Origin of the sequence: Paraburkholderia sp. MM5482-R2, from assembly GCF_050436125.1 — a bacterium.
Classification (GTDB): Bacteria; Pseudomonadota; Gammaproteobacteria; order Burkholderiales; family Burkholderiaceae; genus Paraburkholderia; species Paraburkholderia tuberum.
The window spans coordinates 138,247-161,065 of sequence record NZ_JBNDLP010000001.1 but is presented as its reverse complement, the minus strand read 5'-3'; the positions used below and the strand labels follow the sequence as shown (position 1 = coordinate 161,065).

Below are 22,819 nucleotides of genomic sequence, written 5' to 3'. Positions count from 1 at the left end.
TATGTCTATATCGAGCAGATCCATAACGCAGGTACGGGCGTGTGCGACCAGCGTCGGAGCATCTTTGTAGCGATAGAGTGATGATGTCTTGGAGGAGCGCATGAAAGCATGGCTCAGTCGGACGGCGGGTGGGGCGGAAAGCTTGGCTCTTGTGGACGCGGCACCGCCCGCGCTCGAAGCCGGAAAAATTTTGGTGCGAGTAGAGGCAGTCGGCGTCAATTATCCGGATGTCCTGCTGCTAAGGGATCGCTATCAGGTACGCCCAGAGCGCCCATTTATCCCCGGCGGTGAATTCTGTTGTCAGGTGCTGGAGGTCGCCCCAAGTACAACCGGATTCCGGGCTGGGGATGTCGTTGTGGGGCGCACCGTTTATGGAGCGATGGCAGAGTTCGTTGTGGTTGCCGCAGACCGGTGTGAACGAATTCCTGCCGATATGCCGCGCACAGACGCCGCTGCATTTTTCTTCGCCTATGCCACCGCCTACCACGCGCTGCGAAACGCGGGTGGCCTCGTCGCTGGAGAGACTCTTCTCATACTAGGCGCCGGGGGCGGCGTCGGCTCCGCTGCCATCGAGTTGGGAAAAGCCTTTGGGGCACGCGTCGTGGTCGCCGCTTCTACGCACGAGAAGGTTCAATTCGCACTTGCTTGCGGGGCGGAAGACGGGCTCGTCTGTCCTGCCGACCTTGTATCCAGTGAGCAGAAAAAATCCCTGAGTGCAGAACTTAAGGGCCTTACGGGTGCTGGAGGGGCCGACGTCGTGCTAGATCCCGTTGGTGGCAACTACTCAGAGCCCGCATTGCGCAGTTTAGGTCCATTAGGCCGTCACCTAGGGAAGCGCTGATCAATGGACCAACTGCCCAAGTTGCAGACGAGATGCCGTCGAATTTTCCGGATGACGAAGCGAATCGATGCTCAACTCGGTGAATTGGACGCGCAAACGAGGCTCCCTGCTCGCATTTTTTATACGCATGACGGATTGCTCCCATGGACCGATCGCGACAGATTTCGCGCAATCACCAGATTCGCAAGAGCGAACAGGCTGAACAGTTGCGCGGTGTTCTTGGCCAAGCCCTTGTATCGCGTCTTGCGATGGTGAAACAGGTTCTTGACGATATGGAATGGATGCTCAACCCGCGACCGGATCTGCGCCTTGGTTCGCTCGACCGCGATCACCAGGTTCTTCAGCGCCCCGTCCTGCATCGCCTTGATCTTTCCCCGCTTGGCAGCGACGTGCCACTTCACGGTCTTGCCCGCCATTTCCTCGCGCTTGTCTACGCCAATGTAGCCCGCGTCGGCGAACGCCTGCTCTTCATGTCCGTGCAGCAGGGCATGCGCTTGCGATACATCCGACACGTTGGCCGATGTGCCAACCACACTGTGGATCAGGCCCGAATCGGCATCGACGCCAATGTGGGCTTTCATTCCAAAGTGCCATTCGTTTCCCTTCTTCGTCTGATGCATTTCCGGGTCACGACTCTTCCCGGCGTTCTTGGTCGACGGCGGCGCTTCAATGATCGTTGCGTCAACCAGCGTGCCTTCCTTCATCATCAGCCCACGCTCGCACAGCGAGATGCCAATCTCGTCGAACAACTTCCGTGTCAGTTCGTGTTCGATCAGCAGGCGCCGGAATTTCAACAGCGTGGTCGCATCAGGCACGTTCTCAACTGCCAGATCGATGCCGGCGAAGGCTCGCAGCGCGATGCTGTCATACAGCGCGTCTTCCAGTCCTTCGTCCGACAGCCCGTACCACTGTTGCAGGAAGTAGATTCGCAGCATTCGCTCCAGGCCAATCGGCGGGCGGCCTCGCGTGCCCTTCGGATAGTGCGGCTCGATTGCCGACAGCAAGCGCTGCCACGGAACGACCTTCTCCATCTCGGCGAGGAAGCGTTGGCGCCTCGTCACTCGCTTCTTGCCTGCAATTTCCGCTTCGGCGAAGCCGATCTGCCTCTTCATCAGTGTGAGTCTGTTCCGTGAGTTGCCTTCTATAACGTCCTCAGCTACGCCAACGATGACCACCGAGCTGAATAAATCAGCGCTTCCCTAGTCGTAGGTTTCACCGCGGGTATTCCGAGCATTCCCCTAAACCTCGCTCTCTTGAACGGCCGGAAAATTATCGGCGTGGATTGGAAGACCTTTGTCACAACCGAGCCCGCTGTCGGCGCGCAACAATCTCAAGCACCTCATTCACCTATGGAAGAATGGGCAGGTCGCGCCAAAGGTGACCTCGGTATATGACTTCCTTCAGGTGCCACAAGCGATGGCAAAGCTCCAGTCCCGATCCTCGATAGCGAAAATAGTCATCTCCTTGAATCATTTGATCTGAGGCATCCGAGGTCGCCGTTTGAACCTAGTGTCGAATCGAACTCAATAGAAGGTTATGTCGTCCATGACAGTGAGGTCGATCTGCAATCCGCCGTTCCACTACTTACCCTAACCTTAAAATGATCCACCTTCATCGGGACGAGAACGTGCTCGAGATCGTAATTGACCGAGCATCAAAGCGCAACGCCATGACCAACGAAATGTATGAACAGATGGCTGAGGCATTCAATGAAACTAATGCGGAGGGCGGCGCGTCTGTGGTGCTGGTGCGGGCGGAAGGCGAGTATTTCTGTGCAGGGCAAGACGTGCGTCAGTTGGCGAACGTGGTTACTTCATTGCCGATACAGGAGCGCTCTGTTTTCCGCTTTATGCGCAGCATTTTTCATTGCGAGCGCCCAATCATCGCAGCAGTGGAAGGTCCGGCCGTAGGTATCGGAGCGACAATGCTTCTGCACTTTGATCTGGTTTATATGGCAGATCATGCGTGGCTGTCCTTCCCCTTTTCCACATTGGGCCTCTCACCAGAGTTTGGCGCAAGCGCCCTCCTCCCGCAGCTCGCGGGCCGGGCTACGGCGGCAAGAGCGCTATTGCTAGGAGAAAAAGTCTCGACGAAGGAATTGGTGTCGACAGGATTGGTCGTCGGGAGTGGGTCATCAACGGAGACCTCGCGGGTCGCGAAAGCTGCAGCGGTTCGCTTGGCAAGCATGTCGGCTTCGGCCGTCCGAGCCACGCGGAGGCTTATAGGAGAAGCAAGTGCTGCGATATCGGAGAATCTATTAATTCGCGAACTCGAAGTCCTTGAATCGCTCAGAAGTACCCCCGAGCATCAATCTGCTATGGATGCCTGGCGCCAACAGTAGCGCTGCAGCCAATTCATACTCACCACACGGCGGGACTAAACTTGGCGTCATCACCTCATCTACGAGCGCGCGCCTCGGGGACCCTTTGAACGCCCAGCGGTCGGCAGGGACAAGACGCTGGCGCGCAATCAGGTTTTGGGATGCGCAGGCGTCGTCACAGCTTGCAAGTCCACGCGGGCATATATACCACCATCGACTGGAGGTCATTACATGATCGACAGGCAATTCATCGGTAGGACACTGCCCGCTTTTCGGGCGACAGCAGAAGCGTTTCAACTACGCTTGTTCGCAAAGGTGGTCGGAGAGACCAATCCACTGTACTTCGACGAGTCCGCCGCACGCGCCGCCGGCCACACGGGCCTCCTGTTGCCGCCCACGTTTCTGTTCTCGCTCGAGTTCGAGCAACCCGACGCGTCGTGGCGCGACGAGATTGGCCTAGAGCTGCCGCGTATGCTGCACGGCGAACAGTCCTTCACGTATCACCAGCTCGCCTACGCTGGCGATGTGCTGCTGTTCGAACCGCGTATTGCCGACATCTACCAAAAAAAGGACGGCGCGTTAGAATTCGTCGTGCGCGAAACGCGCGTGAGCAACCAGCGCGACGAGCACGTGGCAGACCTGCGCAGCGTGATTGTGCAGCAGAACAGCTGAAGGAAGAACCCACGTGACCATCGAATGCGACGCAATGGAAGTGGGCGACCAGCTCACCTCGATCAAACTGCCGCCCGTAGATCGCAAGATGCTTGCACTCTTTGCTGGAGCCTCGGGCGACCACAACCCCGTGCATATCGACATCGACTATGCGCGCCGCGCCGGAATGCCAGACGTGTTCGCGCACGGCATGCTCTCGATGGCGTGGCTCGGCCGGCTGCTCACCGAATGGGTCGATCAGCGCCAGTTGCGGCAGTTCAGCGTGCGCTTCGTGGGCATTACCCATGTCGGGCATCAAATCGTCTGTACCGCACGGGTGATCGAGAAGTTCAAGGCTGAGGGCGAGTGCCGACTGCGCTTGGAAGTCCAGACATCCAATCAGTATGGCGAACCACGGGTCGTGGGCGACGCCGTAGTCGCCTGCTGAATCAACTCACCGCAATACATCGCGCGAGAGAGCAGCACTGGTGACGCTATATGCCGAGGCGATGCTCGGCGGGCGAGTCCTCCGATACACTTTGTGACGCTCCAAGTCAGCCATAATGCGAGGGTGGGCTACTGACCGTTGCGCGCCCCTCCGGCACAATACCTCACCCAATCAGAAGTTGTGCTTTATGCCTACAGAAATCTGGAGCTGCGTCGATGAATTTGAGGTGCCGGCATACGCCAACTGCGCATAATTCTCAAAGGCTCCAGTGATCGGATTCAGACCAAGCCCCGCGCCGCTCATTTTCTCGAAGTTCCCCGCCGCTTAGAGCTGCGTACGTTTTGTACGGGTTGTAGATACTGCCGACCGAAATTTTGTGTATGTTGATTTTCGAGTCGGCCGCACGGTCGTCTGCCAGGGCGTAGCTGTACGCGAGGCATTGTCACGGTAACCGGATTTGCAGGTAGAGTGAGACGATTAAGAACTCGAAACCGCTCTACTACCGTCATCGCTTTCCGGGCGTCGTCATCAGTTGCGCAGTGCGCTGGTATTCCAGGTTCCAGCTAAGCCTGCGCGACATCGAGGAGTTACTGTTCGAGCGCGGAGTGACCGTCAGCTATGAGACGATTCGACGCTGGTGCGAGAAGTTCGGCGCTGGTTTCGCACATCGTGTCAAAGCAGCTCGGTGCAACCCCGGCAGGACATGGCATCTGGACGAGGGTGTGTCACGAACACAAGCGAAAGCTTGTGGTGCTGTACTGAAGATGGGAGTTGGCCTCCCGGAGTCGGCTTGCAGGAGCAGGCTCCAAACCGCCCGGTGCTGCTGCGTTCAAAAGGCGTGGTGGTGAGCGACCGCGGAAAAGTCATCCATCAGGGTGGCAGGTACGTGTTGAGAAGATGAGCGAAAGCAAACCGTTCGATGACGCGTCGTTAAGGTGTTAAAGCGCTGTCAAAACTGGAGCCGCTTCGTCGCTCCAGGATCAGTCAGGACGAGACCTGCTTACGGACCTGATGGCAGTCGGCGTAAAGGCGGCATGAGCTCAACACAGGCTTCAGTACGGAACGTGAGAACCTTGTTGCGGATGCAAAGGGAAATGACAAATGGCAGACACCATAAGGAAGAATACCGATGCCGCAACGAGGGGCGGAGCTGCCCGTAGTAGTGCTGAAGCCCTTGTAATGAGGGTGGAGCGAAGGGGTGGCGTTATCCGGTTGACGAAGGTCACCAACCTGCATGGTGGGGATGAGTGACATGACCTCAACGAAACCGTATTGCATTGCGAAGCGCACGGTGTGGGAAGCGTATCAGCTGGTGAGGGCCAACCGGGGTGCTGCAGGCGTGGACGATGAAACGATCGCCATGTTCGAGCAGCACCTGTCGGGCAATCTGTACAAGTTGTGGAACCGGATGTCGTCGGGTTCGTATTTCCCGCCCCCGGTGAAGCAGGTTGAGATACCGAAAGCCAAGGGTGGTACCAGAAAGCTGGGCGTGCCCACCGTGTCAGATCGAGTGGCCCAGACGGTTGTCAAGCTCATGATCGAGCCGATACTTGAGCCGATATTCCATGAAGATTCTTATGGGTACCGGCCTTGGAGATCGGCGAAACAGGCGGTTGCGGTAACGCGTGAGCGCTGCTGGAAATACGACTGGGTCGTTGAGTTTGACATCAAGGCGGCATTCGATCAGATTGATCATGGCCTCCTGCTCAAGGCGGTGCGTAGGCACATCAAGGTGGACTGGATCCTGCTGTATATCGAGCGGTGGCTGACTGCGCCGTTCGAGACTGCGGACGGAGCGAGACTGCCACGGGTGCGCGGTACACCCCAGGGCGGAGTGGTCAGCCCGATGCTGATGAATCTGTTCATGCACTATGCGCTTGACACATGGATGCAGCGACACCTCCCGCAATGTCCCTTTGCGCGTTATGCCGATGATGCGGTGGTCCACTGCCGCAGTGAGGCGCAGGCGCAGGAGGTCATGCATGCCATTGCCTCGCGGCTGGCGGAATGCGGGTTGGAGATGCATCCCGAAAAGTCAGGCATCGTGTATTGCAGGGACCGAAGCCGTACTCAAGCCTACCCGAATGTGACCTTCACATTTCTGGGTTTCCTGTTTCGTCCGCGAAGGGTGATGACCAGGTCTGGGCAGCTCTCAACGAGCTTTCTGCCCGGCGTGAGTCGTGATGCCCTGAAACGGATGAGACAGACAGTGCGGGGGTGGCGGCTACCTCGTCAGACGTTCAGGTCACTGGTCGAACTGGCCGATCAATGCAATCCCACGATACGTGGTTGGTGGAACTATTACGGGGCTTTCTATCGGACGGCCATGCAGGGGCTCGGTCGGTATCTGGACCGCAAGCTCGCACGCTGGGCCCGGTGCAAGTACAAAACACTACGACGGCATAAGCGGCGTAGCGACGAGTGGTTGCACAAGATGAGGAAGGCGTACCCGCGACAGTTTGTGCACTGGCAGTTTCTGGGGGTAAAGGTTGGATAACGGGAGCCGTGTAAATCGCGAGGTTTACGCACGGTTCTGCGAGAGGCTCGGGGTGAAATCCCCCGGGCCTACTTACCTGTTCGTGACGCTGCGCGGCGAGCCATACCTGCTGTGGCGGGCAGTCGATCAACACGGCGCCGAACTCGATGTACTGCTGCAGAAGCGTCGCGACAAGGCTGCAGCCAAGCGTTTTTTCAAGCGCGTGCTTGCCTCGTGTCCCGAAGTGCCGCGCAAGATCGTGATCGACCAGTTGCGCAGCTATCCAGCGGCGAAGGCCGAAATACCCGAGCTCGCCACCGTCAAACACGTCTTCGTCAAGGCCAGTGCCCGGGTGAACAACCGGGCCGAAAATAGTCATCAGCCAACTCGTGAACGCGAGCGGCGCATGCGAGGCTTTCGCGATCCCGATCGCACTCAAACTTTCCTGTCGAGCTTCGGCCTGATCCGGCAACACTTCGCGATCAAACGACATCTGCTTCGGGCGTCACTCTATCGAAAGCAGCTCGCCGCGCGCTTTGAGGCATGGCATCGCTATACTGAACTCACCCAAGATCCGCCCGCGTTTTGAGCAAGGGCGAATCCTATCGGCCATCTTGTCGTCGGTCTTTTAACTTGACAGCGCCTTGTCGTGCACGTTGGCCGGCGTGACCACCGCGCTATGGGCCAGGCCGCTTTGGCTATCGACTCCAATGTGCAATTTCATGCGGAAATACCACTGCTTGCCTTTGCGCGTCTGATGCATTTCGGGGTCGCGCGCCTTCTGCTCGTTCTTGGTCGAACTCTTTGCCGCGATCAAGGTAGCGTCTACGATCGTGCCGCTGTTGACCTTCATGCCGCTGGCTTGCAGCACCCGACCCATCTCGGCGAAGAGTCGTTCACCCAGTTTGTTTGTCTCAAGCAGGCGTCGGAATTTGCGCAGCGTCGTCGCATCCGGCACGGCTTCGCAGCCCAGGTCGATGCCCATAAAGCGGCGCAGGATGGTGCTGCCGTACAGCGCCTCCGTTGCCTGTGCGCTCTATAACGCTTGAGGCGCACAATCGGTGGACTTAATCAGAGTTGCCTGAATTCTCCGATGTATCCGGCCTGCCCACCTAGCGCGGCGCCGAGCGGATCACGTAACGAAGGTAGCCTGCGCCAAGTCACAACGGTCCTTGTGAGTAGGCGTGCCCGCGGCCCATGCACGTGCCGATAGGCCGTATGAAGTCTCAGTGCGAATTGTCCTGACCGGAACTGCCGGGGTGAAGTTGCGCGGAGAGGTTTTCGCAGGTACGGCGCAATTCCGCAGCGTAGCGCTCGTGGTTCTGCAACATACGCCCCTTTCGACCACCTACCGTTAGCGCCATGGCGGGTTGATTCGCGATGGAGGGCAACGCCATCGCCAAGGTCGCGCGATCCGGCATTGGATAATCAACTGTGAGCGCCCAACCCTTCTCACGAATGTCCGCAATCTCAACCATTAGTTCCCCGGTGTAAACCCTGTCTGACCGTTGAACCTGGGCGTTGGCGCTACGGGCGATCCTAAGTATCTCTGCATTTGACAGTTGGGAAAGCAATATCTTGCCAACCGGAGAGCGGCACACAGGTCTCAGAACGCCCACCGGGTAGTGAGTCGTGGTCGAGCGAGGGCCGTGCAAGGAAAGGATAAATCTGACATGAATCCCCTGCCGAAGACCAACCATGACTGTTTCCCCAGTTCGCTGACGCAGCACATTCATGGCAGATATCAGGCTGCCAGAACCGAAGAGTTCATCCTGCAGCCAAGAGCCCAACAACATCACGCGCAGGGTGGGTGCGTATGTGCGATCAGATGGCTCGAACCGCAAATAACCCAGTGCTTCCAGAGTCGATAGCAACATGGAGGCGCTCGACTGAGGATAGTCGAGCGCAGTGGCCACCTGCACAACGGTCGCCCGCCGCTGCTCATGGGCGAAGTACTCCAGAAGCTGCAACACACGTTGCGCGGACTTGACGAGGGGCTTATCCATCACATACATGATACCAGCGTCGACGCCGTCATGGCATCTTTGCCAAAGCGGTGCAGGTCGTCGCAACTGGGACGCCATGCACCTTGTAGTCACAGGAGAACTAGAATGGAAATTTCTGGCAAGGTATTCGTCATCACCGGCGGAGCATCGGGTTTGGGAGAAGGTACCGCGCGTGCGTTGGCAAGTTGGGGCGGAAAGATCGTTATCGCAGACACCCAAGAGGAGAAGGGTGAAGCTGTGGCGCGAGAGTTAGGAGGCGCTTTCGTACGCTGCAACGTTAGCGAGGAGGTTGACGGTCAGGCTGTGGTGAATAAGGCAGTCTCCCTCGGTAAATTTATGGGTTTGGTGAATTGCGCAGGCATTGCCCCCGCCGAAAAGACGGTGGTTCGCGATGGTCCACACAGACTGTCGGTATTCGAAAAGACATTACGCGTAAATCTGCTGGGCAGCTTCAATATGATCCGATTGGCTGCAGAAGCCATGAGCAAGAATGAGCCGGAACAAACGGGCGAACGCGGTGCAATGATCTCTACGGCCAGCGTCGCCGCTTATGACGGCCAAATCGGTCAAGCTGCCTACAGCGCCTCAAAGGGGGGCATCGTGAGTATGACGCTGCCGATCGCACGCGACCTGGCTCGAAACGGTATCCGCAACATGACTATCGCTCCGGGCATCTTCGGCACGCCCATGCTGTTCGGTATGCCCCAGGAAGTGCAAGATGCACTGGCCGCCAGTGTGCCTTTCCCGTCGCGCCTCGGTACACCTTCCGACTTTGCGAAGCTGGCGCTTCACATTTTCGAGAACGACATGCTCAACGGCGAGACAATCAGGTTGGATGGCGCGATCCGCTTGGCTCCCCGCTGACGCCCCAGTCGCACCATCTTGTTTGCGCCGACCGTTCGCTTTCAGCGCTGGGCAGTTCGCCACCTTCGGCTTTCCGAGGGATATGTTGGCGCACCATCTGAGATATCTAGCCGCATGACTGCGGGGGTCGAGTTCGGCCGAGAGTTAGGCCCCGGTTGTTCTCGAAGGGTCGGTGCACATTATCGATACGGACGATCCGAAGGGCGGAATCATCCGCCTCACTGGGGCCATCGGCATAGAAACCAAAAAAGGAACCTTGATATGACCCTTCCCGTAGATCCCGTCGTCATCGTCAGCGCAGCGCGCACGCCGATAGGTGGCTTCCAGGGCGATCTCGCGCCGATGAGCGCGCCACAGCTAGGCGCAGTCGCGATCCGCGCCGCAGTGGCTCGGTCCGGCATCGTGCCCGAAGTCGTTGACGAAGTGCTGATGGGCTGCGTGCTATCCGCCGGTCTGGGCCAAGCGCCAGCGCGGCAAGCGTCGCTTGGCGGCGGACTTCCGCTGGGCGCCGGATGCACCACGATCAGCAAGGTATGCGGCTCCGGCATGAGGGCACTGATGCTCGCGCACGACGCCCTGGTCGCCGGTAGCGCCGAGGTGGTCGTTGCGGGCGGGATGGAGTCGATGACTAATTCGCCGTACCTGCTACCCAAGGGCCGCTCTGGCCAGCGATTGGGTCACGGCCAATTGATCGACCACATGTTCTTCGATGGCCTTGAGGACCACTATTCGCCCGCCACCAATGGCCGCCTGATGGGCACCTTCGCTGAAGACTGCGCGAAACACTACGACTTCACCCGCACTGCTCAAGATGCCTACGCGATCGCTTCTACCGAGCGCGCGCAGCAGGCCATACGCGACGGCGCGTTCGACTGGGAATTGGCCCCGGTCACCGTGGCCTCCCGCGGCGGTGAACATGAGATTCTGCAAGACGAGCAGCCGCTCAAGGCTCGGCTGGACAAGATTCAGACTCTCAAGCCCTCGTTCTCGAAGGACGGCACCGTCACTGCGGCGAACGCTAGCTCAATTTCTGACGGCGCTGCGTCGCTCGTGCTTATGAAGCGCTCCACCGCTGAGCAGCACGGTCTCGTACCAATGGCCGTCATCTACGGCCACGCCACGCATGCGCAGGAGCCAGCTTGGTTCACGACCGCGCCCGTGGGGGCTATTCAGAAGGTGCTGGCCAAGGCCGGTTGGTCTACCGCCGAGGTCGACCTCTGGGAAATCAACGAGGCCTTCGCGGTGGTGACAATGGCGGCGATGAAAGAGCTGAGGCTGCCGCACGAGTTGGTAAACGTACACGGCGGTGCCTGCGCGCTCGGCCACCCGATCGGTGCATCGGGTGCGCGTATCGTCGCCACTCTGCTCGGGGCGCTGCGTCGCGCACGCCTTAAGCGCGGCGTGGCCAGCCTGTGCATCGGCGGCGGAGAAGCGACAGCGTTAGCCGTTGAGCTATGCTAAGCCTGTAGCGACCGATCGCTGTGACCGCGCCCCCCTAAGGCAACGTGTCGGGCGGACCGCCAACGCAGGCCGCGTTGTACGCAGACGCGCTGATTTGATCGCAAGGGCAAACGCCCACTGCGACAGGCCATGCTGACCATCGGTGTAGCCCTTGCGCGGGAGCGTCTTCCTCGGATGAAGGCGCTTCTAATTGAGAGGGGTGCGCCGCTTTTCCGTTGCCGCCGACGGGGAGATAGCTGGGACTCGCCGAACTCCGAATCAGGGTCGCGGAACCCAAAAGTCGGTAATTCCCGATGCTCTCAACGCATCTCTTGTCTTCTGAATGGCCGCCCTCTTTTTTCGAGATGGAACTAGCGATTTATTTCTTACTACCGCTTCTCTTCTTTTCGACTCCGCCGCGTCCGTTTCTCTCGTAATGCTTCGCGCGAACGTTCTGGAACGCCGGAAACAGGACTTCCCTCAGCCAGCTATTTGCCGGGTCGAGATTCATCGCCCTACTCCAGTAAAGGTTCGACTGGAACGTCGGCGGAGTGAACGGTAGACGAGCCTGGCCAATTCCGTGATGACGGCCTGTCATGAAATCAGCGAGAGCCTGAGGTACGGTCGCGATCAGATCCGTGGCTGAGATGATCATGGGAAGGCTCATGAAATGCGGCGTGCGTAATCCAACGGGTCTGTTCAGGTGCTGCTGCGCAAAGAAACTCTCGAGCACTTCCTGACTTCTCCCCGCGGCCTCCACGACCACGTGTCGAGCTTCAAGGAAACGTTCGAGACTCAGCACTCCCCTGAGCAACGGGTGATCGTGTCGCATGACACATGCAAACGAATGGTCGTTGATTCGCCGATGCAGGAAGCTGTTGGCGCGAATGTCCGGAAAATAGCCAGCTGCCAGATCAATAGCGCCGCTACCCATCGCCTCTTGCATCTCGTCCGGCGAAACCGAAACGGTCCGCAGGGTGGCGTGTGGTGAGGCCAGACTGAGCGCCTGAATCGCCAACGGCATGTATATCGCCTCACCAACGTCCGACAACGCGATACGAAATTCCCGGTTCGTTACCAGTGGATCGAACTTCCTTGTGGCCAGCACGTCGTTTTCGACACTGGTCACGATGGCTTTGATCGGCTCATATAGGTCCCGCGCGCGCTGAGTGGGCTCCATCGCTCTCGCTGTCTTAATGAAAAGCGGGTCGGCGAGGATCTTGCGGAGTCGCGCCAACGCTGTACTCAGACCTGGTTGACTCATATGTAGCTCAATGGCCGCAGCCCGGACGCTCCGTTCTTCGTAGACGTTCACGAACACGCGGAGCAGCAACAAGTCGAGGTTTTCCACGGCATCTGATCTCAATTTGAAATAACACGAATCAATATTATCGCATTGATGAATGACGCGCCACTTCGTACACTTCCTCAAAACCATCTAAGCAGGAGACGGCGTGTTGTCTGACTTTTTCCCCGCGATACTGACTGGAATCAAACGGCTTTCCCCGACCATCCACGAGTTCGAATTCAAACGACCGAACGACGAAAGGCTTCCAGCCTACACAGCAGGTGCTCACATCGACGTCAGACTGCCGAACGGATTGGTCCGGCAGTTCTCCTTGATCGAGCCATACGCATCAGGAAGCACCTATCGCATCGCTGTTAAGCGCGGTGATCCTGGCCGCGGCGGTTCGCGGTATCTTCACGATGCCGCGCGAGTGGGATCAACGTTCGAGATTGGCGCGCCGCGCAACAGCTTTCCATTAGAAGAACGCGCGACGAATGTAGTACTCGTCGCGGGCGGAATAGGGATCACCCCTCTTTGGTGTATGGCACAACGTCTCGCGGTGATAGGCCAACCATGGACTCTTTGGTACGCGGTACAGACCCGAAGCGAAGCCGCTCTCGCTGACGAGCTCGAACGACACAACTCCAACGTCCTGCTCCACGTCGATGACGAGCAGGAAGGCAAACGACTCGACCTCGAGCGAATAGTCGCTGACCTTCCCAACGGCGCTCATATCTACTGTTGTGGGCCCGCTCCAATGCTCGCAGCTTTCCAGACTGCCACCGCTCGTCTGCCTGCAAGCCACGTCCACATTGAGCACTTTGCTCCCCCGGCCACTGATCCAAACGCCGAGAACTCCGTTCTCGTGAAGCTCGCCAGATCAGGAAAAAATCTGCTCGTTCCGGCTGAACAGTCGATTCTTGACGCTGTTTTATCTGCTGGGATCGATGTCCCCTATTCCTGTCAATCAGGCGTCTGCGGCGCCTGCGAAGTCAAGGTTCTCGAGGGACGGCCTGATCATCGCGATCAATTTCTGAGCGAAAAAGAGCGTGAAGCAGGCGCCATGATGCTCTGTTGTTCACGCGCGTGCTCGCCGACGCTGACTCTCGATCTTTAATTAGATTTTAATCTTTTAAGCATTCGTGCGGCTGCCTAATAGCCGCAGGACAAACTACATCTATTAGCGGAGTAAAAAATGTTGAAGCCCGAGGATAACGATCTGCTCACCCGAACGGACAAGAATACTCCCATGGGGGACTTCATGCGTTGCTTTTGGATTCCGGCGATGACGATTGCCGAGGTTCCAAATTCGGATGAAGCGCCGAAGCGACTTAGGCTCCTTGGTGAAGATCTGGTGGTTTTCAGAAACACGAATGGGGAAATCGGCGTTCTCGAAGAGAACTGCCCTCATCGCGGGGCCAGCCTTTTCTTCGGACGCAACGAAGAGTGCGGTTTGCGCTGCGTCTACCACGGCTGGAAGTTCGACACAAACGGCAATGTACTGGATATGCCAAGCGAACCTGCCAACAGTCCGATGAAGAGTCGCGTAAAGGCGGTTGCTTACCCCTCAAAGGTCGCAGGGTCCATTCTATGGGTATATATGGGACATCGGGACGCGGTTTCCGCGCTTCCCTCATTTGAGTGGATGGACATTCCAGAAACCCACCGCTACGTCTCACGTTGGGAGCAAGAGTGCAACTACGCCCAAGCAATGGAGGGCGAACTCGACGGCGCGCACGTTGGCTTTCTGCACCGAAACGTCAGTGAAGTAAACGAAGACGACCGGGCACTGACAGGACGCTTTTTTCGAGACGATACGGCGCCCAAGTGGAGTATCCAAAATACCCACGCGGGGTTCATCGCAGGTAGCTCACGAGATGTTAGTCCTGGCAAGCGATATTGGCGACTTAACCAGTTTGTTCTGCCTTTCTACACAATGATTCCGCCCCGACCGGGCGATGCGCAGTTGACCCGTATGTGGGTGCCGCGGGATGACCATCACTGCTGGGTCATTTGCGTGACTTTCCGGACTGACCAACCGATCGCAGCCGAGGAACTCGAACTTTGGCGTAACGGAGAGAATTCTCATCGCAAGGTCCTACCGGGCACGACGGTACCGGTCGAGCGACTGGATAATGACTATCTTATCGACCGGCAAAAACAGAAGACCATTTCCTTCACAGGCATCGCCGGCATCCGTGCACAAGACGCAATGGTTACCGAAACCGCCGGACCAGTTGTGGATCGTTCCCGCGAGCACCTGGGAACAAGCGACCGTGCCGTCGTTGCAATGCGCCGACGACTTATGGAAGAGGCCCGAGACTTCGCACGCGACGGGCGTCCGCCGGCTGCTTCGATCGACCCGGAACTCTACAGAGTCCGTGCCACTTCCGCCGTAATCGACTCGGAAGCCGACCCGGAACACTCGACCGAACTGACCAACGGAGCCCGCGCCCCCAAACCCACGTCGGAAGCGCTCTGAACGCTTGCGGCGAAAAGTTGACCCGCTTGACGAACGAGACAAGGTGGGAGACATGCAAACAACAAACAACGTGACCGGCAGCTATGAGCCGGGCAGTTTGAGCACAAGCAATTGCCTACTAGCAGAGGAGCAGGTCACTCGGAAGGTTGGGCGACGGCTGATGTGGTATTTGATGGCGCTCTACTTTTGCTCAATCATGGACCGGGGCAATATCTCGTTTGCCGCTCTTTCCATGAATAAAGCAATTGGCCTCTCCGCTGAGACCTTCGGCATTGGAGTAGGAGTTATGTTCGTGACCTACTCCCTCTTCGAGGTGCCGAGTAACTTGCTGCTGGCAAGGATCGGAGCCCGTGCAACGCTAACACGGATCGCAATCTTGTGGGGTGCCGCCACGATGCTCATGGCATGCGCCCAAGGTCCGTTTAGCTTCTACGCCTTAAGGGCGTTGCTTGGAATGGCTGAGGCCGGTCTGTTTCCTGGCGTTATGCTTTATCTCAGCTTCTGGTTCCCCGAGCGATACCGGGCACGCTACAACGCGATGTTCAACCTCGCGATTCCAACCTCGTACGTCATCTCTGCCTTAATTTCTGGTGCGATCCTGTCTCTTGATGGTGTCGCGGGAATCTCCGGGTGGCGCTGGTTATTCTTGCTCGAGGGCCTACCTTCAATCCTGCTCGGTTTCGTTGGCGCGTTCTATTTGACAAACCGTCCTTCGGATGCTTCGTGGCTTAGCGCAGGCGAACGAGAAGTCCTTCAGAATGCTCTTTCTCGAGACGAAAAAGCGACAACGACGGTTTTCAAAACGGGCATCCGACGAGCCGTAACGGATCCCGTCGTGCTGTTGCTCGGGCTCTGTAACTTCGCCATATTTTGCGGATTGACATCGCTGGCCTATTGGCTCCCCCAAATTATCCACGGCTTTGGCTTTCGATCTATGTCCATCGGAATGCTAACGTCAATTCCCCCGGTGATTGGTCTAGTCGGAATGCTTCTCATGAGCACGTGGTCAGACCGAAAAGGCAGCCGATTCAAGCACACCGCCCTAGCGACGGCACTCGCAGCTATCGGATTTCTTATCGCGGGAACTGGAAGTTCGGTCGTCCTGGTTATCGTAGGATTCGGAGTAGCCAATGTCGGAGTCTATGCAAGTCAGGCGATCTTCTGGTCTATTCCGCAATCTATCTTAAGCCGCGAGATGGCACCGGCAGCGATGGGTTTAATTGGTATGTTGGGAAGCGCAGGAGGAGCAACGATGCCGATAGTTGTCGGTCGCCTCCATGATCTCACGCATACGTTCTCGTCGGGACTGAGTGTGGTGGCTGTTGTCCTATTCTCCGCGAGCCTTGTCTTGTTTTCGATGCACAGCCTCGCCCAACGGCCAGCGGCGGAACGTTAGAGGAGGACATATTAGACATAGGGATATTTCAGTGCGCGATTAGAAACACAAATAGACATACATTAAATGGAGGAGACATGTATAAGCGATATGCGGCGATTCTGGCAACTAGCACTCTCTGTACGGGTGCTTATGCGCAAAGCTCAGTAACCCTTTATGGAATAGTTGACGCCAGTCTGGCATACGTGAACTCGGTGTCAACAAGTGTAAAGAAGCCCGGCCAACATGTTTTTGAACTCGTCAATGGCGAACAATCGTCAAGTCGTTGGGGCCTTCTGGGTTTCGAGGATCTCGGCGGAGGGACAAGAGCGATCTTCAGACTGGAAGGTGGATTTAACGTAACCAATGGCACCATGCTACAAGGCGGTCGGCTCTTTGGTCGTCAAGCTTATGTCGGACTCTCGAACAAAAACGCGGGCACTCTTACTCTTGGACGCCAGTACGAGCTTGGCTTCCAATACGTCGGCGACATGACCGGTGCGATTCGCTTCGCAGGCCAATGGGGTTCTCATGTAGGGGACGCAGACGGACTCTATGCGACTTATCGGATTAATAACGCGGTGCAGTATGAGACACCACAGATTTCTGGACTGCGCGTGAGCGGCCTCTACGGCTTCAGCAATCAAGCGGGAGGAGCTCCGGGCGATGGCTTTGCCAACAACCGGGCAATGAGTGTCGGCGTTCGCTACGAGTTCGGCCCAGCAAGGGTCGCGGTTACCTACACGCAGGTTTCCAACCCCTACGCAACTGGCTCAACCAGCGGGAACAGTGCGGGGGCTGTTGCTGGAGACTACGGATTGAACACCAGCCTATTCTACCAAGCTCCGGTATCGCGACAGCAGATTCTAGCAGCGGGGGCGCTTTACAAGGTCGGAAGTCTCGATATAGGAGTAGTTTACAGTCATGTAGCCCTGCGTTACGTCGATCAGACGCTTCTCAAACTGGACAATTATGAAATCAATGCGTCGTATTTCTTCACGCCGTCGGTGAGATTGAGTGCCGAGTACGTCTTCACAAACGGTCGCGGAGAGGGCGGCAATAGCACGCGGGCATATGCCTCAGGAAACGCGCCGCACTGGCACCAGATCGATCTTGCAGCCGATTACGCCCTTTCGAAAGCGACAGATGTTTATCTCGTTGCGATTGGACAGCGCGCAGCCGGCGACGCAGAGGTCGCATCGCTGACAAATGTAGGAGGTCCAGCTGGCGCTGGCGCGCACACGCAGATTGTGGTTGGGACGGGCCTGCGTCATAAGTTCTAACCTTTGACAACAAGCTTTGAACCTCATAGAGAGGGCCTGCGCTGTACTCCGATGCAGTTCGTTCGGGTCTAAATCCCTTCCTCCAATCCTTTACAACGAGCGCGCCGGCTAAAAGGCGCGTCTCAGACGGGGCGCCACTGGACCACGGCATTGCACCAGTTTTGCGAATTTAAGGGGTCTACCCCAACGACCCCCTATGAAGAACAAGAGCCAAGTACGTTGATTACGAAATCTCGCCAGGGAGGTCTATCGCTCCTCCAGCCAATTCCATATTTTGTGACAGCACGACTTATCGCCATCGAATTTAGTGACCGAAATTGCGGAATCGGCTGTTTCCGGACCCGCTCGAAGCGGCCGATGGAAGTCGAAAGTACGTTAAGGTCAGGCTTCGTTCTCTCATGAGCTCACACGCCCGCCCGTCGCTGCGCAACTGCCCTTATTCGACTTTGCATGGCTGTTGATGTGGAAGGTCACTCGACGACGCTTGCAAACGCCGCAATGCCGCGGATTTCTGTGTTCGGATTTGCTGGATACGCGGTCTCCGGGCCATTTGGGCGGTGCGCGGCGTACTCCGGACGTGCCCGTTCTCCACGGCAAGCGAATTATCAGAGAGAACACATGAAGATAGAAATATCGGGGAGGTGTTAGCTGCCGGCGCGCAAGCCTGAAACAGATCGCCCGCGCGAGAGAGGGATCGTTCTGCTTGATCTGGCCGGCCCGAATCTGAACCTGGCGCTCGAACTCGGCGGCAAGACCGGCGTCTCCGTCATCCGGCGCCGACCGCGCCGGGTCTCGGCATTTTGACACGCGATTTTCAGGCTTTCGAGCCACAATTGGCCACGCGCGTATTCGCGCGACGCTGCCTGAATTGCGTTCGGCGGCACCATCAACTCAGTGGAACAAAGTTGATACCTACTCGTTCGCAACACGGCATACTTTCCATTGGTTTCTAGACATTATGACTGTAGTGTCAAAGGGTCTTCCGCGCGTGCGACAATCGCGGTGACCTGTGCCCCCACCGATTCACGCTCAAAACATGACGACGACCCTGATCGCTCCGCGCCCGCTCGACGCACTCGACCTGCCGCCCGATCTTGACGGTCGCCACGGCGTCAACCGGGCGAACGGTCGCCAGCAGATCACCGCAGCAGACGACCTGAGTGCGATACGCGCATGGCTCGCCCGTGTCGTCGACACGAAGACCACTTTCGAGAACTACCGCAAGGAAGCTGAGCGGCTCCTGTTGTGGTCCATCGTGCAGCTGGGCAAGCCTTTGTCATCGCTCACGCACGAGGATCTGCTCGCCTACAGGCTATTCCTGGGGGATCCGCAACCGCGTCCGCGCTGGGTGTCCGATGGCGGGCGCAAGTTTCCGCGTCACGATCCGCGCTGGCGGCCGTTTTACGGGCCGCTCGCAGTCTCGAGCCAGCGCCAGGCGATGGTGATCCTTAATGCGCTGTTTGCGTGGCTAGTCGAAGCTGGCTACCTGGCCGGCAACCCACTGTCGCTAACGCGCCAGCGGTCCCGCCGTCAGGCGCCGCGCATCACCCGTTACCTGGAGCGCGATCTTTGGCAGGAGGTCAAGGTTTATATCGACGGCCTGCCCCGTGATAGCGATCGGGAACAGGAACGTTACTGGCGCGCTCGATGGCTTTTTACTTTGCTCTACCTGGGCGGCCTGCGGATTTCGGAGGTCGGCGGCAACACGATGGGCAAGTTTTTCTGCCGGCGTGACAACGAGGGGCACGAACGGTGGTGGCTGGAGGTGCTTGGGAAAGGTGACAAGGAACGACTCGTTCCCGCCTCCGCCGAGATGATGGTCGAACTCGCGCGCTACCGGCGCGCGCGCGGGCTTGCGCCACTCCCGTCCTCGCACGAGGACACGCCGCTGGTGTTGCCGCTCGGCAAATCCATGAAGCCTCTCACGCGGGCCGCGCTGCACTCGATCATCAAAGGCATCTTTGCTGGCGCAGCGGACAAATTAAGGCTTCGCGGTGAGGACTATGCCGCGCGTGCTACGCATCTCGAGCGCGCATCCGCACACTGGCTGAGGCACAGTGCCGGATCCCACATGGCCGACGGCAATCTCGATCTGCGACTCGTGCGAGACAACCTCGGGCATGCATCGATTTCGACGACGAGCATCTATCTTCATAGCGACGACGACACCCGTCACCGCGAGACAGAAGAGAAGCATCGTCTGGACTGGTGAAGTGCGGATTTCGGGCCGGACAGCATTTCACGGGAAAGCGAGACGGCTCCAGCCGGACCTCTGTGCGTGCCGCTTCGGAAAGGATAGGCTTGGGGCCGACTATCTGTTTAAGCACGAACGACCATGCCAATAATTCGGCATCCTTAGTTATAACTGCCGTGCAATGTCAATACGGTCGGCGTGCAGAGTGTTCAGTATGATTGGTACCGCTCCCCGAGCCCGCAATCGGTGTCGATCTCAGCGACCGATTGCTCCAGCTTGTCCGCGCCGAATGAATTTTGAGCCGCCGCGCCGATCGAGTTTTGAGCCGGGGTGGAGACCGGTCTGAAGAAGGACCGGTTGTGGATAAGTGTATGTGTTTCGGGAGTGCTTGTCCTCCTTCGTGTGAGGCCTCATTGCGCAGTGGAAGCTGCGAAGGGCGTAGCCCGTTGCGGCTTCCACTGCGCGGCAAGCGACGATCAGGCCGATTCGTTCGCGCTCGCACCGTCGGCTCTGCGCGCTGCTTCACGCGAGCGGATACGCTTCTTTGCACTGGCGCTGCTATGGCGGAAACGGTAGCTTTCGTTGCCGGTTTCCACGATGTGGCAGTGGTGCGTCAGCCGGTCCAGCAATGCTGTGGTCATCTTCGCGTCGCCGAACACACTGGACCATTCGGCGAAGTCCAGATTCGTTGTCACCGCAACGCTTGTATGCTCGTACAGGCGACTCAGCAGGTGGAATAGCAACGCCCCGCCGGCCTGGCTGAAGGGCAGATATCCGAGTTCGTCCAGAATGACCAGGTCGAGGCGCAGCAGGCTCGCCGCGATCCTCCCGGCGCGTCCCTGCGCCTTCTCCTGCTCCAGTGCGTTGGCCAGATCCACGGTCGAGTAGAAGCGCACCCGCTTGCCGTGGTGCATGATGCCGGACACTCCGATGGCGGTCGCCAGATGCGTCTTGCCCGAGCCCGGGCCGCCGACCAGAACCAGGTTGTGCGCGCCCTCCGTGAACGTCATGCCGGCCAGTTGCGTGACGAGCTGGCGGTCGACCGGCGAGCCATCGAAGTCGAAGCCGGCGATGTCGCGATGCACCGGGAACTTCGCCGCGTTCATCTGGTGGCTGACCGAACGCACGGCCCGATCCGCGACCTCGGCCTGCAGCAGCCGTTCGAGCAGCCATTGCGAAGACGCCGCCTCGACATTCACCTGTTCAAGCAGTTCGGCCCAGCCGGCAGCCATGCCGTGCAGCCGCAAGTGTTTGAGTTCGACGATCAGATCACGCATGACCGGCCTCCGGCTGTTGCAGCGCCGGGCGCAGCCCGTCGTAGCGCGATGTGTCGGCCAGCGGTGGTGTCGTCAGTTGTAGCGCAGTATCGATCTTCGGCGGCATCTGCACGCTGCGCATGCGCGACAGCACGTTCACCACATGCTCGACGCTCACGCGCCCGGAGGGCGGCGCCTGCTCCAATGCGAGTTCGACTGCAACCACTATGGCATCCAGACCGCTTTCCGGGACCAACGCCAGAACCTTCGCCATTACCCGGTCACCACCTGGCTCGCGTAGTAACGCCCGACGCAGGCGTTGCAGCGGCTCGGGCATATCCTGGAACGGCGCACCGTTGCGCAGGGCGCCAGGCTTGCGCTGGATCAGCGGGATATAGTGCTGCCACTCGTATCGCACCAGTCCTTCGTCGGCCAGTCGATCGTGTTCGGCTACCACCGCGTCGTCGCTCACCACCACAACACGGCCAGGATAGAGCCGCGTGCTGAGCATCTGGCCTGCGAATTCGCATGGCACCGAGTAGCGATTGCGGCCAATCACCACCAGGCAGGTCGACGAGACTCGTGCCGCACGCTCAACATAACCGTCAAACGGTGTCGGCATCGGCATCAGATGGGCGCGCTCCTGCTCGAACACGTCGGCGACGCTCAGGTCACGATAGTCTGGATGCTTCACCTGATCCCACAACGACCGGCACCGGGTCGCCAGCCATGCATTCAGATCAGCGAAACTGCCGAAGCGTTGCGCACGCGCCTCAATCCAGATGCGCAGACGGCTGTCCTGCACGTTCTTCTCGACGACGCCTTTCTCCCAGCCACTGGCGACGTTGCAGAAGTCCGGATCGAACAGGTAGTGCGAACACATCACTGCGAAACGCGGATTGACCGTGCGACCCTTGCCTTTGTGAACCTTGTCTACGGCCGTTTTCATATTGTCGTAGATGCCCCGGCGGGCCACCCCGCCGAAGGCCGCGAACGAGCGCGTATGGGCATCGAACAGCATCTCGTGCCCCTGGCTCGGATAGGCAACCAGCCAGAACGCCCGCGACGCACATAGCTTCATGTGCGACACCTGCAGCTTGCGGTAAATGCCGCCGACAACCAGTCCTTCCTCGGACCAGTCAAACTGGAATGCCTCGCCCAGCTCGAATCGCAACGGCACAAACGCCGATTTCGAAACCGCCTTGCCTTCGCCTTGCCGCCAGGCCCGGATGAAATCGGTCACCCGCGAGTAACAGCCGTCGTAGCCGCCCGCCTTGATCTCCTGGAACAGCATCCAGGCGGTGCGCCGCTCCTTCTTCAGTCGCCGCGCGTCGACACTGAGCGCCTGCACCAGCACCTCATGAAACGGCGTCAACCGGGTCGGCTGGGAGCGCCGCTGATACTTCGGCTCCTCCTGAACATCCATGTTCAGATATTTACTAATCGTGTTGCGCGACAGGCTTGTGAGACGTGCTATCTCGCGTACCGACTTGTTCTGGCGGTGGAACATCCGCCGCACCTTGCCAATCATCGTCATCGGGATCATCCCCAAACACCCTGCCAGAAAAACTAGCAGGATAGGTTGATTGCCCGGCTCAATTTTCAGTCGGCGCGATCCCTACATGTGGCTGAATTTTCGGTCGGCGTAAACAGCCGCAACGAGATCCCCGTAGGCGGCGCAATACGCGAAGGCAGACGGCAGATCGGGCGACACGACGCCTGGGGCAAGGAATGCCAACCCAATGAAGCGGAAGCTGTGCAGGATGAGAAGAGGCCGCAGCGCGTCGACCGGTCGCAGGAGGCGGAGTTTTGGCCAGACGTATCGCCTGGTGACGATTCCCCACGTGCTGAAGCTGAATGAGATGCTAACGAAAAACCAGAGCTGGGGCAGCATG

19 protein-coding genes and 3 pseudogenes are annotated in these 22,819 nt (G+C 58.3%); 15 read left to right on the top strand and 7 right to left on the bottom strand.

The window, feature by feature from the left end; translation table 11 throughout:
* Positions 1-100: 100 nt before the first annotated feature.
* Positions 101-841, top strand: coding sequence for a zinc-binding dehydrogenase (locus tag OKW37_RS00615; protein WP_429401378.1), 741 nt, complete (start codon positions 101-103; stop codon positions 839-841).
* A 119-nt stretch (positions 842-960) separates the two neighbouring features.
* On the opposite strand, the gene OKW37_RS00610 is transcribed toward OKW37_RS00615, so the two are convergent.
* Positions 961-1,953 (bottom strand): IS5 family transposase, encoded by a 993-nt coding sequence (locus OKW37_RS00610; protein WP_090812378.1) that lies wholly within the window; start codon positions 1,951-1,953, stop codon positions 961-963.
* A gap of 181 nt (positions 1,954-2,134) precedes the next feature.
* Here OKW37_RS00610 and OKW37_RS00605 point away from each other — a divergent pair, with 181 nt between their 5' ends.
* The 7 genes and pseudogenes from OKW37_RS00605 to OKW37_RS00575 form a co-directional block, all read left to right on the top strand.
* Positions 2,135-2,323 (top strand): zinc-binding dehydrogenase, encoded by a 189-nt coding sequence (locus tag OKW37_RS00605; RefSeq protein WP_429401376.1) that lies wholly within the window; start codon positions 2,135-2,137, stop codon positions 2,321-2,323.
* 145 nt (positions 2,324-2,468) lie between these two features.
* The gene (locus OKW37_RS00600) at positions 2,469-3,182 is read left to right on the top strand and encodes an enoyl-CoA hydratase-related protein (RefSeq protein WP_429401374.1); all 714 of its coding nucleotides are present in this window, start codon (positions 2,469-2,471) and stop codon (positions 3,180-3,182) included.
* Positions 3,183-3,392: 210 nt separating this feature from the next.
* Complete coding sequence (locus OKW37_RS00595) at positions 3,393-3,833, top strand: MaoC family dehydratase N-terminal domain-containing protein (protein ID WP_429401372.1); 441 nt, start codon at positions 3,393-3,395, stop codon at positions 3,831-3,833.
* Positions 3,834-3,867: 34 nt separating this feature from the next.
* Positions 3,868-4,260: a MaoC family dehydratase gene (locus OKW37_RS00590; protein ID WP_429401727.1), complete on the top strand. Its 393-nt coding sequence runs from the start codon at positions 3,868-3,870 to the stop codon at positions 4,258-4,260.
* Between the two features lie 476 nt (positions 4,261-4,736).
* Positions 4,737-4,979, top strand: a pseudogene (locus OKW37_RS00585) (IS6 family transposase); the annotation flags it as partial.
* A gap of 524 nt (positions 4,980-5,503) precedes the next feature.
* Positions 5,504-6,757: a group II intron reverse transcriptase/maturase gene (gene ltrA / locus OKW37_RS00580; protein WP_429401014.1), complete on the top strand. Its 1,254-nt coding sequence runs from the start codon at positions 5,504-5,506 to the stop codon at positions 6,755-6,757.
* Positions 6,753-7,325 (top strand): annotated as a pseudogene (locus OKW37_RS00575) (IS6 family transposase); the annotation flags it as partial. The gene ltrA and the pseudogene OKW37_RS00575, both read left to right, overlap by 5 nt.
* Positions 7,326-7,382: 57 nt before the next feature.
* Here the strand turns inward: OKW37_RS00575 and OKW37_RS00570 are convergent.
* A pseudogene (locus OKW37_RS00570) lies at positions 7,383-7,757 on the bottom strand (IS5 family transposase); the annotation flags it as partial.
* Between the two features lie 205 nt (positions 7,758-7,962).
* Complete coding sequence (locus tag OKW37_RS00565) at positions 7,963-8,742, bottom strand: IclR family transcriptional regulator (RefSeq protein ID WP_429401370.1); 780 nt, start codon at positions 8,740-8,742, stop codon at positions 7,963-7,965.
* Positions 8,743-8,847: 105 nt separating this feature from the next.
* On the opposite strand from OKW37_RS00565, the gene OKW37_RS00560 reads away from it, so the two are divergent.
* A complete protein-coding gene (locus OKW37_RS00560; protein ID WP_429401368.1) occupies positions 8,848-9,606 on the top strand; it encodes a 3-hydroxyacyl-CoA dehydrogenase in 759 nt (252 codons plus the stop codon).
* A 261-nt stretch (positions 9,607-9,867) separates the two neighbouring features.
* Positions 9,868-11,067 carry an acetyl-CoA C-acyltransferase gene (locus OKW37_RS00555; RefSeq protein WP_429401366.1) on the top strand — a complete coding sequence of 400 codons (1,200 nt, stop codon included), beginning with the start codon at positions 9,868-9,870 and terminating at the stop codon, positions 11,065-11,067.
* A gap of 358 nt (positions 11,068-11,425) precedes the next feature.
* Here the strand turns inward: OKW37_RS00555 and OKW37_RS00550 are convergent, their stop codons facing one another.
* Positions 11,426-12,397, bottom strand: coding sequence for a LysR family transcriptional regulator (locus OKW37_RS00550; protein WP_429401364.1), 972 nt, complete (start codon positions 12,395-12,397; stop codon positions 11,426-11,428).
* Positions 12,398-12,500: 103 nt separating this feature from the next.
* Here OKW37_RS00550 and OKW37_RS00545 point away from each other — a divergent pair, with 103 nt between their 5' ends.
* From OKW37_RS00545 to OKW37_RS00525, 5 genes are all read left to right on the top strand, one after another.
* A complete protein-coding gene (locus OKW37_RS00545) occupies positions 12,501-13,451 on the top strand; it encodes a PDR/VanB family oxidoreductase (RefSeq protein ID WP_429401362.1) in 951 nt (316 codons plus the stop codon).
* A gap of 78 nt (positions 13,452-13,529) precedes the next feature.
* On the top strand, positions 13,530-14,816 hold the full coding sequence (locus OKW37_RS00540) for a Rieske 2Fe-2S domain-containing protein (protein ID WP_429401360.1): 1,287 nt from the start codon (positions 13,530-13,532) through the stop codon (positions 14,814-14,816).
* 52 nt (positions 14,817-14,868) lie between these two features.
* Positions 14,869-16,212 carry an MFS transporter gene (locus OKW37_RS00535; RefSeq protein WP_429401358.1) on the top strand — a complete coding sequence of 448 codons (1,344 nt, stop codon included), beginning with the start codon at positions 14,869-14,871 and terminating at the stop codon, positions 16,210-16,212.
* Positions 16,213-16,289: 77 nt separating this feature from the next.
* Entirely contained in the window at positions 16,290-17,474 is a 1,185-nt protein-coding gene (locus OKW37_RS00530; protein WP_429401356.1) for a porin, read from the top strand.
* 1,036 nt (positions 17,475-18,510) lie between these two features.
* Positions 18,511-19,686 carry a tyrosine-type recombinase/integrase gene (locus tag OKW37_RS00525; protein WP_429401354.1) on the top strand — a complete coding sequence of 392 codons (1,176 nt, stop codon included), beginning with the start codon at positions 18,511-18,513 and terminating at the stop codon, positions 19,684-19,686.
* Positions 19,687-20,144: 458 nt separating this feature from the next.
* Here OKW37_RS00525 and istB read toward each other — a convergent pair whose 3' ends face one another.
* From istB to OKW37_RS00510, 3 genes are all read right to left on the bottom strand, one after another.
* Positions 20,145-20,945: an IS21-like element helper ATPase IstB gene (gene istB, locus OKW37_RS00520; protein WP_266262193.1), complete on the bottom strand. Its 801-nt coding sequence runs from the start codon at positions 20,943-20,945 to the stop codon at positions 20,145-20,147.
* Complete coding sequence (istA, locus tag OKW37_RS00515; RefSeq protein ID WP_429401352.1) at positions 20,938-22,461, bottom strand: IS21 family transposase; 1,524 nt, start codon at positions 22,459-22,461, stop codon at positions 20,938-20,940. The genes istB and istA overlap by 8 nt, the downstream gene beginning before the upstream one ends.
* 81 nt (positions 22,462-22,542) lie before the next feature.
* On the bottom strand, positions 22,543-22,818 hold the full coding sequence (locus OKW37_RS00510) for a hypothetical protein (protein WP_429401350.1): 276 nt from the start codon (positions 22,816-22,818) through the stop codon (positions 22,543-22,545).
* Position 22,819: the final 1 nt, after the last annotated feature.